The organism is Variovorax sp. 10N412, assembly GCF_056394985.1.
Window position 1 is genome coordinate 76,510 of record NZ_JBFTIO010000002.1, and the last position, 11,981, is coordinate 88,490.

Below are 11,981 nucleotides of genomic sequence, written 5' to 3' on the forward strand. Positions count from 1 at the left end.
CAGAGAGAAAAGGAAAAGGGAAAGCGGCGGCGGTTCAGGGCGCGAGCGCGGCCCGCAGGCGGGCGATGCGTTGTCGCCGCTCGGCGCGCGCTTCCAGCGCCTGGGCCATGTCGACCTCGACGAAGCGCGCCTTGTGGTTGGGCTGCATCTGGGCGATGAGGTCCATGTCCGCGCTGATCACGGTGCCGACCATGGCGTAGCCGCCGCCCGACACCGCGTCGCGGTGCAGGATGATCGGCTCGCGTCCGCCCGGCACCTGGATCGAGCCGTAGGGGTAGCCCGCATCGACGATGTTCGATGGATCGGCGCCTGCGCCGAAGGGCGGTTTGCGTTCCAGGAACGCCAGCGGCGTGCCGTTCTTGTAGCGGTAGCCGATGCGGTCGGCCTCGGAGCCGACGGTCCAGGTGTCGGCGAAGAAGCTGCGCACTGACACCTCCTGCAGCCGGTGAAAGTAGATGCCGGGCAGCACGCGCAGGGTCACTTCCTTCGCAAGCACCGGCAGCAGCGCAGCGTCGACCTTGCGCCCCGGCTTGGCCGTGGAAGAGGGTGCGCCGACCGGCAGCCGGTCGCCCGCCAGCAGCTTGCGGCCGTTGAAGCCGCCGAAGGCGCCCAGCCCGTAGGTGGAGCGGCTGCCCAGCACCACCGGCACGTCGATGCCGCCGGCCACCGCGATGCACATGCGGGCGCCGAGCTTCATGAAGTCGAAGCCCAGCGTGTCGCCGGCCTGCACCGCGAACGATGCATTGCGCGGCGCTTCGGCGCCGTTGAGCCTGACCTTGGCCTCGGCCCCGGTCACGGCGACGATGGCCGGCGCGTCGAAGCGCAGCTCGGGCCCGAGCAGCGTGCTCTCGATGACCGCCGCGCCCTCGTCGTTGCCCACCAGCAGGTTGGCCAGCACCAGGCTTTGCTGGTCGAGCGCGCCCGACAGCGGAATGCCCAGGTGGTAGTAGCCGGGTCGGCCCGCGTCCTGCACGCTGGTCGCGAGGCCGGGCTTGAGGACTTCAATGGCCATGGAGCACCTTCAGCAGCTGCCGGTTGTAGCCGTCGGGATCGGCCAGGAATTCGTCGAGCGAGAACGACACGGGTTCGATGCGCAGCGTGTATTTGCCGGCGTCCACCTGCGCCACCAGCCGGTCGTACTCGGCGCGGTCGATGGGCTTCCACTTGACGATGTCGCCGGGGCGGAAGAACACCATCAGCTCCTTCAGGTACGACAGGCCCTGCGCCGGGTCGAAGATGGGCGCGGGCGTGACGCCGAACATCTGGTAGCCGCCCGCGCCACGCACCGAGTAGATGCAGCTGAAGCAGCCGCCGTGGCCCAGCGTGAGCCGGGGCGTGTCGGTGCGCGGGCTCAGGTACTTGGGCACCTGGATCTGCCGCTCGCGCTCGACCATCTGGAACAGGAAGGGCAGGCCGGCCACGAACCCGACCATCGACACGAACCATGGCGCGCCCGAATGCGCGGCGATGAAGGCGTCGACCGAGGCATGGCCGTTGATGCGCGCGGCGTACTCGATGTCGGTGCTCGCCGGGTCCTGGTGGCGCTCGCGAAAGCGCATGAGCGTTTCGTGGGTCCACGGGTCGTTGTAGAGCACCGGTACCTCGACGATGCGGGTCTGCATGTGCAGGTCGGCATCGCCCAGGCCGGCCTCGATGTCCTTCAGGGCGGCGAGCAGCACGTCGGGCACGATCAGGTCGGGGTCGAAGCGCACGAGGTAGGCCGCGTTGGCGGGGCAGATCTCGGTGACGCCCGCGATCTCGCCCGCGTCCACGCGGCGGCGCAGCTCGTTGCAGATGGCCATGCCCTTGAAGAAGGCGGGCAGCGACATGTCCTCGCTGATCTCGACGAACAGGTGCTCGTCGCCGCCGAAGCTGTAGCGGGCTTGCGCGGGGAGTGTGGTGTGGGCGGTCATGCGGGCACCTTCGGGCTTGGCTGGACAACGGGCGGGAGGGGCGCAGCATCGGCCAGCGGGTTCTCCGCGAGCCAGGTCTCCAGAAAGCCGGTGTGGAAGGCGGCCCGGGCGACGTCCGCGTCCTCGCACAGCGCGCGGTGCAGCGCCACCGTCGTGTGGATGCCTTCCACCTGGAGCTCGCCGAGCGCTCGCCGCATGCGGGCGAGCGCGCTGGCGCGGTCGGTGTCGTGCACGATGAGCTTGCCCAGCAGCGAGTCGTAGTAGGCCGGCACGGTGTAGCCGGGATACAGCATGGTGTCGAAGCGCACGCCCGGGCCGCCCGGCACCACCAGCTGCGACACCAGCCCCGGGCTGGGCATGAAGTTCTTCGCGGCGTTCTCGGCGTTGATGCGCACCTCGATGGCCGCGCCGTTCAGGCGAATGTCCTCCTGCTTCAGGCGCAGCGGCTGGCCCAGCGCGATGCGCAGCATTTCCTTCACGAGGTCGACGCCGGTGACCATCTCGGTGATCGGGTGCTCCACCTGGATGCGGGTGTTCATCTCGATGAAGAAGAACTCGCGCGTGTCGTCGTCGTACAGGTATTCGAGCGTGCCGGCGCCGCGGTAGGCCACGGCACGGGCCAGGCGCAGCGCCGATTCGCACAGCGCGGCACGGGTGGCTTCGTCGATGGCGGCCGAGGGCGCTTCTTCCCAGACCTTCTGGCGCCGGCGCTGCAACGAGCATTCGCGCTCGAAGCAGTGCACTACGCGCTGTCCGTCGCCCAGGATCTGCACCTCGATGTGGCGCGCCTGGCGGATGAAGCGCTCCAGGTACACCTCGCCGTTGCCGAAGGCGGCCTGCGCCTCGGCGGTGGCGGTGGCGAACTGCTGGCGCAGCTCGGCCGCGTCGTGCGCCACGCGAATGCCGCGCCCGCCGCCGCCGGCCGACGCCTTGATCATGATCGGGTAGCCGATGTCCTTGGCCACCTCGACGGCCGTCTCGGGGTCGCTCACCACGCCCGCGCTGCCCGGCACGGTGGGCACGCCGGCCTTCATGGCGGCGGCGCGCGCGGCGGCCTTGTCGCCCATGGTGCGAATGGCGTGCGGCGTGGGGCCGACGAACACCAGGCCCGCGGCCTCGATGCGTTCGGCAAAGGCGGCGTTCTCCGAGAGAAAGCCATAGCCGGGATGCACCGCGCCAGCGCCGCTGTCGGCGGCGGCCTGCAGGATGGCGTCCACGTTCAGGTAGCTTTGGGTGGCGTGCGCAGGGCCGATGCGCACGGCCTCGTCGGCCATTCGCACGGCCAGGCTCTGCGCGTCGGCGTCGCTGTACACGGCGACCGTTTTGAGGCCGAGCTCCTTCGCGGCGCGGATGATGCGCACCGCGATCTCGCCGCGGTTGGCGATCAGCAGTTTGTCGAATGCGGCGGTCATGGGTTCAGGCGGTCTCGATGACGGCCAGCACCTGGCCGGGGTCGACCGGATCGGCGTTCTCGACCGCGAAGCGCACCAGCCGCCCGGCCGCGTCGGCCGTGACCTCGCTGAACTGCTTCATCACCTCGACCAGGCCCAGCACGTCGCCGACGGCCACCGTGTCGCCTTCGGCCTTGAACGGCGGCGCATCGGGCGCCGATCGGCGGTAGAAGGTGCCCGGCAGCGGGCTCAGGACTTCATGGGTAGCGGACATCGATGCACTCCTGGAACAACAAGAACGGGAACGAAAGCAGAAAACTCACGCGGCGGCGGCCAGCCCGGCCAGCCCTGCCAGCCCGGCCACCTGGATGCCGTGGTCGGCCAGCGCGCGCCGCGTGGCCTGCACCAGCGCCAGCGCGCCGGGCGTGTCGCTGTGGATGCAGACCGAATCGAAGCCGATAGCAACATCCTTGCCTTCGACGGTGCGCACCAGGCCTTCGGTGCAGGCGCGCAGCACCTTGGCGGCCACCGCGTCGGGGTCGAGCGCGCCGACGCGGCGGGTGAACACGATGGCGCCGCTCAGGTCGTAGTCGCGGTCGGCATAGAACTCGCGCACCACCGGCTGGCCCATGTCGCGCGCCACCTGGAAGGTGAGCGATGCTTCCATGCAGAACAGGCGCAGCGTGGGTTCGATCCGCTGCAGGGCCGTGACCAGTGCGCGCGACAGCGCCTCGTCGCGCGCCGCATGCATGTAGAGCGCGCCGTGCGGCTTGATGTGCTGCAGCCGCAGGCCTTCGAGCCGCGCGAATTCACGCAGGGCGCCCAGCTGGTAGACCATGTCGTTGACCAGCTCGTCGGCCGGCGCGTGGATGTGGCGGCGGCCAAAGCCGACCAGGTCGCGAAAGCCCGGGTGCGCGCCGATGGCCACGCCGTGTTCCCGGGCCAGCGCGACCATCCTGCGCATGATGTTCGGGTCGCCGGCATGGAAGCCGGTGGCAATGTTGGCCGAGGTGATGAGCGGCATGAGCTGCTCGTCGACGCCATCGCCGATGGTCCAGGGACCGAAGCCTTCGCCCATGTCGGAGTTCAGATCGATCAGCGTTTTCTTCACGGAGCGCAGCCTTTGGTTCGTGGGCACCGCCGAAAGGGCGATGCGGGACGAAACGAAGATTAGTGAGCGGCCTTCGTGCTGGAAAGCATTGTTTTCAGGCGGCCCGGTATCTGAAAAACAGATGCTGCAATGTGGCGGGTGGGGCGCTACGCTGGAGGGGCGCGATTTCGCGATATCGGGTTTGCGCCTGGCGCCGGCTGCCGGCAGCACCGCCCGCAATACACCCCGGGAAGCCTTCACCATGTCCCTGACCCTGCGCCAGCTCAAGTACTTCTCGGCCGTGGCCGAGGCCGGGCGCATTTCGCATGCGGCGCTGCAGCTCAACATTTCGCAGTCGGCCGTGACCACGGCCATCCGCGAGCTGGAGGACATGATGGGGCGGCAGCTGTTCGAGCGGCATCCCCACGGCGTGGAACTCACCAAGGCGGGGCGGCGCTTTCTGAGCCATGCCTATGCGGTGCTGGCCGCGGCCGACGAGGCGCTGCGCATGCCGCACGAGGGCGCGAGCGTCGAGGGCTCCATCACCGTGGCCGCGAGCTACACCGTGCTGGGCTACTTCCTGCCGCACCACCTGCAGCGCTTCGAGCAGCTGCATCCGCAGGTCACGGTGAAGGTGCACGAGGTGGCGCGCGAGGCCATCGAGGAGGGGCTGATCACCCAGCGCTACGACCTGGGCGTGATGCTGACGTCGAACGTGGTGCTGCGCGAGCTGTCGCTCGAAACCTTCTTCGGCTCGCCGCGCCGGCTGTGGGTGCCGGCCAAGCACCCGTTGCTCGACAAGGCCGAGGTGACGCTGGCCGACGTGGCGGCCGAGCCCTACATCATGCTCACGGTGGACGAGGCCGCGGCCACCGCGCTGAAGTACTGGAGCAAGACGCCGCTGCAGCCCAAGGTGCGGCTGCGCACGAGCTCGGTGGAGGCGGTGCGCAGCACGGTGGCCAACGGGCTGGGTGTGACGGTGCTGTCGGACATGGTGTACCGGCCCTGGTCGCTGGAGGGCAAGCGCATCGAGACGATCAACCTGCGCGACACGGTGCCGACGATGAACATCGGGCTGGGCTGGAAGCAGGGCATCGAGTTCTCGCCGGCCATGACGGCGTTTCGCGAGTACTTCCGCCAGCAGTTCCTGGAGCCTGCGTCGGCGCGGCAGGTGCGCAGCCGCGCCTGAGGGCGCCGCTCACGCAGCGGCCACCGGCAGCCGGTGCAGCGCCGCGATGCGCGAGGCGAAGATGATCGCGGCCTGCAGCACGAAGCCCGCCAGCGCCAGCAGCAGGCAGGCCGGCTCGCCCCACGCGGCACCGACCGCGCCGCCCAGCGCCGCGCCTGCAGGCCGCGCGCCGGTGTTGATCGTGAGGAACACGGCCGACACGCGGCCCAGCATGGTCGCCGGCGCGACGCTCTGGCGCAGCGTGGTCGAGGTGATGGTCCACACCATCGGCCCCGCGCCGAACAGGAAGAACGACAGCGCGGCCAGCGCGGCGCTCGGCACCACGAGCGTGGCGGCCATGGTCGCCGCTGCGATGACCGCGACCGCAGGCCCGACCTGGATCGCGCGGCCGAACGGCAGCCGTGCCACGACACGCGCGGTCAGCAGCGCGCCGGCGACCATGCCCGCGCCGTACATCGCCAGCGTGAAGCCGACCGCCTGCGCGCCCAGCCCCAGCACCCGCACCGCATAAGGCACGTAGCCGGCCTGCAGCACGAACCACGAGACGTTGAAGACCGCACCGGTCATCAGCATGGGGCGCAGCAGCGCGTGGCGCCAGACGAACTGCGCGCCGTCGCGCAACTCCAGCAGCGGATGCCGTCCCGTGGCGGGGGCGCGCGGCGCTTCGGCCAACCGCCACAGCAGCCCCACGGCCGCGACCGACAGCACGGCCGCGAGCACGAACGCGGCCGGCGCGCCCGCCCAGGCCACCAATGCACCCGCGAGCGCCGGGCCGGCCGTGAACGCCGCGCTGCGCGCCAGCTCCAGCCGCCCGTTGGCCGCTGCCAGCGACGCCCGGGGCACCAGCGAGGGCACCAGCGCGGGCGCGGCAACGCTGAAGCCGACCGTGCCCACGGCGCCCAGAAAGCCGAGCACCGCCAGCCAGCCGATGCCCAGCTGCGACGCGAGCAGCAGCGCAAGGAGCACCAGCAGCGACACGGCCCGCAAGGCCTCGGCCGCCAGCATCAGCGTGCGGCGCGACATGCGGTCCGCGAGCAGGCCCATCGGCATGGAGACCAGCAGGAAGGGCAGCGTCTGCACGGCCGCCAGGAACCCGATCTCGCCCGGCCCCGCGCCGAGCGCGAGCACCGCGACCAGGGGCACGGCCGCCAGGCTCAGCTGCTCGGCGGACTGGGCCGCGAGGTTGGACCACGCGAGTCGAAGAAAAGGACGGGGCAGGGCGGTGGACATGCGATGAAGGGGCGCTGGAGAAAAAACCCATCTTCAGGTTCCATCCGCATGCGCGCTGGCCGTTTGCGGACCTGCGAGCATCGCGCGCCGTCAGCGCGGGGGCCTGGCCTTGCGCGCCGGCGACGGCGTTGGTGGTGGTGCGGTGGCCTCGATCACGAAGTCGATGAAGGCGCGCACCTTCGCGGCCGGCAGGTGGCGCGACGGGTACAGGGCGTAGAGCGGAAAGCGCTCGTCGGGCCAGTCGGGAAACAGGTCGACGAGCTCCCCGCTGTCGAGCTGCGGCTGGATGCCCACGGCCTTGATCTGCGCCACGCAGATGCCCGCCAGCGTGGTCGCGAGCACGGTGCCGGGGTCGGTCAGCAGCAGCCGCCCGGTGGCCGGCACCTTCAGCAGCTTGCGCCCGCGCTGGAACTCCCATGCGTAGGGCTGGCCGGTGGCCGGGTTGCGCACCTGCAGGCAGGCGTGGCCGACCAGGTCCATCGGCTTGGCGGGCCGGCCGTGGCGCGCCAGGTAGGCGGGCGTCGCGACCGTGACGACGCGCGAGTCCATCAGCTTGCGCGACACCAGCGAGGACGAGGGCGGCTCGCCGAAGCGCACGGCGATGTCGAAGCCTTCGCCCACCAGGTCGCCGAGCTGGTCGCGCGCGACCAGTTCCAGCGACAGCTCGGGGTAGAGCGCGAGAAAGCGCGGCAGGTGGGGCGCCAGCAGCAGGCGCGAGGTGAAGGCGTCGGTGTTCACGCGCAGCCGGCCGCGCACCGTGCCGGATGCGCCCGACGCGATCGTCACCGCGTCCTCGATGCCCAGCACCAGCGGGTTGATGTTGGCGTAGAGCAGCCGGCCTTCGTCGGTGAGGTTCAGCGAACGCGTGGTGCGGTCGAACAGGCGCACGCCGATGCGCGCTTCCAGCCGGGCAATGGCGCGGCTCACGCCCGACGGCGTGAGGCCCAGCGCCGTGGCGGCGCTGGCGAAGCTGCCGCCTTCGACCACGGCGGCCAGCACGCTGACGTTGGAGAGGAGTCTTCCGTCGAGAGTCATCGGGTGTCGTGCGGAAATTGGTGATTCAGTGTCATGAATGATATGCCTTGAGGTCGCTTTACTCAAAGGCGAACGGTTTCTAGCATTCCAGCCATCGCCATCGAAAAGGAAGATCTCATGTACGCAATCACCGGAATCACCGGCAAGGTCGGCGGCGCCGCCGCACGCCATCTGCTCTCGCTGGGCCTGCCCGTTCGCGCCGTGGTGCGCGACGCCGCCAAGGGCCGCTTGTGGTCCGACCAGGGCTGCGAAGTCGCGCTGGCCGACATGGAAGACGCCGAAGCCCTGGCGCGCGCCTTCACTGGCGTGGCGGGCGCCTTCGTGCTGCCGCCTTCGGAGTTCGACCCGCAGCCCGGTTTCCCGGAGGCGAGGGCGGTCATTGCCGCGGTGCGGCAGGCGCTCGACGCGGCCCGGCCGGCGCGCGTGGTGTGCCTGTCGACCGTCGGCGCCCAGGCCGCGCAGCCGAATCTGCTGAGCCAGCGCACGCTGATGGAAGAGGCGCTGGCCACGCTGCCGCTGCCGGTGAGCTTTCTGCGGCCCGCGTGGTTCCTGGAGAACCTGGCCTGGGACATTGCGCAGGCGCGAGAGCAGGGGGTGCTTTCGAGCTACCTGCAGCCGCTGGAGCGCGCCGTGCCCATGGTCGCCACGGCCGACGTGGGCCAGGTCGCGGCGCAGTTGCTGGTGCAGGAGGGCAGCGTGCCGCGCTTCGTCGAACTGGAAGGGCCGGAGCGGCTGAGCCAGCATGACATTGCGGCCGCGCTGTCGACGGCGCTGGGCCGGCCCGTGCGCGCCGAGGCGGTGCCGCGCGAGAACTGGGGCGCGATCTTTCGCGCGCAGGGCATGCGCGACCCGGTGCCGCGCATCCAGATGCTCGACGGCTTCAACGAGGGCTGGATCGCTTTCGAGGGCGGCGATGCGACGGTGCGCAAGGGCTCGGTCGGCGTGGCGCAGGTGCTGCGCGCACTGGCGGGCTGACCGGCTGACGGGCTGACGGGCTGATCAGGTGGCCGAAGCCTGCATGTGCTCGAACCACTCGGCCACGTACGCCGCTTCCGGTGCGGCGTCGGGCGCCAGGCCGTAGTAGTAGCGGTCCAGCGTCATGCGCAGCGCGGGCAGCGGCGACTGCAGGCGGCCCGAGGCCAGGTCGTGCGCCACCAGCGAGGTCGGCGCCAGCGCGATGCCCAGGCCGTCGACCGCGGCCTGCAGCACGAAGTGCAGGTGGTCGAACTGCAGCCGGCCCGCCGGCCTCGCGCGCGGCGCGCCGAACTGCTTCTTCCAGGCGTCCCAGTCGTCCTTGCGCGTCTTGGCCGACAGCAGCACGTGCGAGGCGAGCGAGCGCAGGTCCGCGAGCGGATGCGCATCGAACAACGCCGGTGCGCCGACGACCATGACTTCGTCTTTCAGGAAGGGCCGCAGCGCGATGGACGGCGGCCAGCCCTCGCGCCCGCGGCGCACCGCGATGTCGAAGCTGCCCGTGGCCTGCTCGGGCATGACGGTGCTGGTGACCACCTGCGGCTCGATGTCCGGAAAGCGCTCGACGAACGAGGGCAGGCGCGGAATGAGCCAGCGCACGGCAAAGGAGGGGCGCACGTTGATGCGCACCGCGCGGGCCACCCCTTGCGCCTGCAGCGCGCGCGCCGCCGCGCCGATCTGCGCCAGCGCGGGGTCGACCTCGGCGAAGAACTGCTGCCCCTCCGCGGTCAGTGCGACCTGCCGGACACGCCGCTCGAACAGCGCCACACCCAGGAATCCTTCGAGGCTCTTGATCTGCCGGCTGACCGCGCTGTGCGTGACATGCAGTTCGACCGCGGCGCGCGTGAAACTCAGGTGGCGGGCCGCCGCAGCGAAGGCGCGCACGGCATTGAGGGGAGGCTCTGGTGACGGCATGTGTGCAATTTTCTCACGCATGGCGGGCGTTTATGTCGTTTGTCAGCCGGGCGTGGCGCGGCGCACCATCGGGGCTCGATGTCCAGCACCACACCCGCCTCACCGCCGATTCCCCAGATCCCCCCAGTCCTCCCGACATCCACCGACCTGAATTCGCGCCACGCGGCCATGGCGCTGGGCCTTTCGCTGCCGGCCGACGTGGTGCTGTACCTGCTGCTGCCGATGTATGCCAGCCAGTTCGGCGTGACGCTCGCCGAGGCCGGCATGCTGCTCGCGGCCAACCGCTTGGTGCGCATCGCGGGCTACGGCTTCGTGGCGCGGTTCTATGCACGCAACGGCGACCGGCTGACCTGCACCCTCGCCGTCCTGGCGGCCGCGGTCTGCGGGGTGGGCTATGCCACGCTGTCGGGTTTCTGGGCGCTGCTGCCGCTGCGGTTGACCTGGGGCCTGTGCTTCGCGGCGCTGAATCTGTCCACCCAGGCGCTGGCCACGGCCGACCCGGTGGGCGCGGCCCGGCGCAACGGCCGTTCGCGCGCCTTCATCGCCATGGGGCCGGTGCTGGCGCTGCCGCTGGGCGCGCTGCTGGCGCACTGGAGCGGGCCGCGCGCCGTCTTCGGCATCCTCGCGGTGTTCTCGCTGCTCGCGTGGTTCGTCACGCGGCGGCTGCCCGCAGTGCCGCATCCTGTGAGCAAGCCCACCAGGCGATTCAAGTGGCCCAACAGCCTCGACAGCTGGTCGTTCATGGAAGGGCTGGCGCTCGACGGGCTCTTCATCGTCGGCCTGTCGTACCTGGGCAAGGACCTGATGCCGGGCGGCGCGGTGATCGTGGCCGGCTTGCTGATGGCGCTGCGCTATTTGGCGGAGATCTTGCTGAGCCCGGTGGGCGGCCACATGGCGGAGCGCTTCGGCGCCGAGCGGCTGCTGGTGTGGCTGTCGCTGGTCACGGCCATTGCGCTGGTCGGCTTCGGGCTGGGCTGGCTGTGGAGCTGCGCGGCGCTGATCGTGGTGCTGCGCGCCCTGCAACTGCCCTTGCTGCCGCCCATCGTGGCCCGCCGCACGCCCGGCCCCGAACGGGTGCAGGCGCTGGCGGCGCGCTCGGTGTGGCGTGACATCGGCGCCGGCACCGGCCCGCTGATCGCCGGCTTGCTGCTGCCGGTGGCGTCGCCGCCGTGGATCTACGGCGTGGCCGCGCTGCTGCTGGCGCTGACGGCGCTGGCCTGCGGCCGGAGCGCGTCGCAACCCTCCGTCAACATCCAGGAACGAAGCACATGACCCCGTCGCATGCCTCCCACGCCATCGAAACCATCGCGCAGCTCGAAGCCCTGTTCGGCCAGCCCGGCGAGGCCTCGCTGAAAAAGGAGGTGCCGTACCTGCACCCGGCCTACCAGGCGCTGATTGCCGCATCGCCCTTCGCGGCGCTCGCCACCCTCGGCCCGGGCGGGCTCGACGTGTCGCCCCGCGGCGATCCGCCGGGCTTCGTCGCGGTGCAGGACGACAAGACGCTGCTCATGCCCGAGCGGCGCGGCAACAACCGCATCGACAGCCTGCGCAACATCGTGGCCGACCCGCGCGTGGCGCTGCTGTTCCTGATTCCCGGGGTGGGCGAGACGCTGCGGGTGAACGGCAGGGCGCAGATCACGGTCGAGCCGGCGCTGCTGGCGCGCTTTGCCATGGAGGGCAAGCCGCCGCAATGCGTGATCCGCATCCGCGTGGACACGGTGTTCTTCCAGTGCGCCCGGGCGGTCCAGCGTTCGAAGCTGTGGGCGCCGCTGCCGCCGGAGGCCAGGCGCGAGGTGCCCACGCCGGGGGCCATTCTGTCGGCGCTGACCGAGTCGGCGTTCGACGGTGCGGCGTATGACAGGGAGCTGCCGGCGAGGCAACGCTCGACCCAGTATTGAAAAAGCCCGCTGGCGCGGGCTCTTGAGTGGGTGCTGCCGGGGCGATCAACGCACCCAGTGGCACACGCGGTGGTGATGGCGCGCGTCCCACTTGCACACCTTGTGCGGGCGGTGGTTGGGCGCTGCCGAGGCAATGCTGGGGGCCAGCACGGCGAGGCCGGCGAAAGCGAGGATGCTGGAGAGGATGAGCTGCTTGGTCTTCATGTGGTTCTTTCTAAGCAATGACATCGAGGGATGGGAGGTGCGTCTTTCAACGGGCGCCCTCGTAGAACGAGTCGAGGGCGCGTTCAGATGACGACCGTTTACAAATTTGTCGCGAAATATCTCGCGAAAGATCTGGCGGACGGC

Annotated in this window: 13 protein-coding genes; 4 read left to right on the forward strand and 9 right to left on the reverse strand. The window is 70.5% G+C overall.

All coding sequences use genetic code 11. The features are described 5' to 3' along the window. Positions 1-34: 34 nt before the first annotated feature. Genes AC1DJH_RS05870 through AC1DJH_RS05890 form a run of 5 tightly spaced genes read right to left on the reverse strand, consistent with a single transcriptional unit; the run spans position 35 to position 4,415 of the window. Entirely contained in the window at positions 35-1,012 is a 978-nt protein-coding gene (locus AC1DJH_RS05870; protein ID WP_478185044.1) for a 5-oxoprolinase subunit C family protein, read from the reverse strand. Next, positions 1,002-1,913, reverse strand: a complete 912-nt coding sequence (locus AC1DJH_RS05875) for a 5-oxoprolinase subunit B family protein (RefSeq protein WP_478185045.1) — start codon at positions 1,911-1,913, stop codon at positions 1,002-1,004. Before AC1DJH_RS05875 ends, AC1DJH_RS05870 begins: the two co-directional genes overlap by 11 nt. Further along, positions 1,910-3,325, reverse strand: a complete 1,416-nt coding sequence (locus tag AC1DJH_RS05880; protein ID WP_478185046.1) for an acetyl-CoA carboxylase biotin carboxylase subunit — start codon at positions 3,323-3,325, stop codon at positions 1,910-1,912. Before AC1DJH_RS05880 ends, AC1DJH_RS05875 begins: the two co-directional genes overlap by 4 nt. A 4-nt stretch (positions 3,326-3,329) precedes the next feature. Then, entirely contained in the window at positions 3,330-3,578 is a 249-nt protein-coding gene (locus tag AC1DJH_RS05885; RefSeq protein ID WP_478185047.1) for an acetyl-CoA carboxylase, read from the reverse strand. A 45-nt stretch (positions 3,579-3,623) separates the two neighbouring features. Beyond that, entirely contained in the window at positions 3,624-4,415 is a 792-nt protein-coding gene (locus tag AC1DJH_RS05890) for a 5-oxoprolinase subunit PxpA (RefSeq protein ID WP_478185048.1), read from the reverse strand. Positions 4,416-4,656: 241 nt separating this feature from the next. On the opposite strand from AC1DJH_RS05890, the gene AC1DJH_RS05895 reads away from it, so the two are divergent. Next, positions 4,657-5,583, forward strand: a complete 927-nt coding sequence (locus AC1DJH_RS05895; RefSeq protein ID WP_435440260.1) for a LysR family transcriptional regulator — start codon at positions 4,657-4,659, stop codon at positions 5,581-5,583. A gap of 9 nt (positions 5,584-5,592) precedes the next feature. On the opposite strand, the gene AC1DJH_RS05900 is transcribed toward AC1DJH_RS05895, so the two are convergent. Continuing rightward, positions 5,593-6,813, reverse strand: coding sequence for an MFS transporter (locus AC1DJH_RS05900; RefSeq protein WP_478185049.1), 1,221 nt, complete (start codon positions 6,811-6,813; stop codon positions 5,593-5,595). A gap of 90 nt (positions 6,814-6,903) precedes the next feature. Next, a complete protein-coding gene (locus tag AC1DJH_RS05905) occupies positions 6,904-7,848 on the reverse strand; it encodes a LysR family transcriptional regulator (RefSeq protein WP_478185050.1) in 945 nt (314 codons plus the stop codon). 117 nt (positions 7,849-7,965) lie between these two features. Between AC1DJH_RS05905 and AC1DJH_RS05910 the strand changes: the two genes are divergently transcribed. Continuing rightward, a complete protein-coding gene (locus AC1DJH_RS05910) occupies positions 7,966-8,823 on the forward strand; it encodes an NmrA family NAD(P)-binding protein (protein ID WP_478185051.1) in 858 nt (285 codons plus the stop codon). Positions 8,824-8,847: 24 nt separating this feature from the next. Here the strand turns inward: AC1DJH_RS05910 and AC1DJH_RS05915 are convergent, their stop codons facing one another. Next, complete coding sequence (locus AC1DJH_RS05915) at positions 8,848-9,735, reverse strand: LysR substrate-binding domain-containing protein (RefSeq protein ID WP_478185052.1); 888 nt, start codon at positions 9,733-9,735, stop codon at positions 8,848-8,850. Positions 9,736-9,813: 78 nt separating this feature from the next. Here AC1DJH_RS05915 and AC1DJH_RS05920 point away from each other — a divergent pair, with 78 nt between their 5' ends. Continuing rightward, positions 9,814-11,007, forward strand: coding sequence for an MFS transporter (locus AC1DJH_RS05920; RefSeq protein WP_478185053.1), 1,194 nt, complete (start codon positions 9,814-9,816; stop codon positions 11,005-11,007). Beyond that, positions 11,004-11,633, forward strand: coding sequence for a pyridoxamine 5'-phosphate oxidase family protein (locus tag AC1DJH_RS05925; RefSeq protein ID WP_478185054.1), 630 nt, complete (start codon positions 11,004-11,006; stop codon positions 11,631-11,633). Before AC1DJH_RS05920 ends, AC1DJH_RS05925 begins: the two co-directional genes overlap by 4 nt. Before the next feature lie 45 nt (positions 11,634-11,678). Here AC1DJH_RS05925 and AC1DJH_RS05930 read toward each other — a convergent pair whose 3' ends face one another. After that, on the reverse strand, positions 11,679-11,837 hold the full coding sequence (locus tag AC1DJH_RS05930; RefSeq protein ID WP_435486967.1) for an HHHH-motif protein: 159 nt from the start codon (positions 11,835-11,837) through the stop codon (positions 11,679-11,681). Positions 11,838-11,981: the final 144 nt, after the last annotated feature.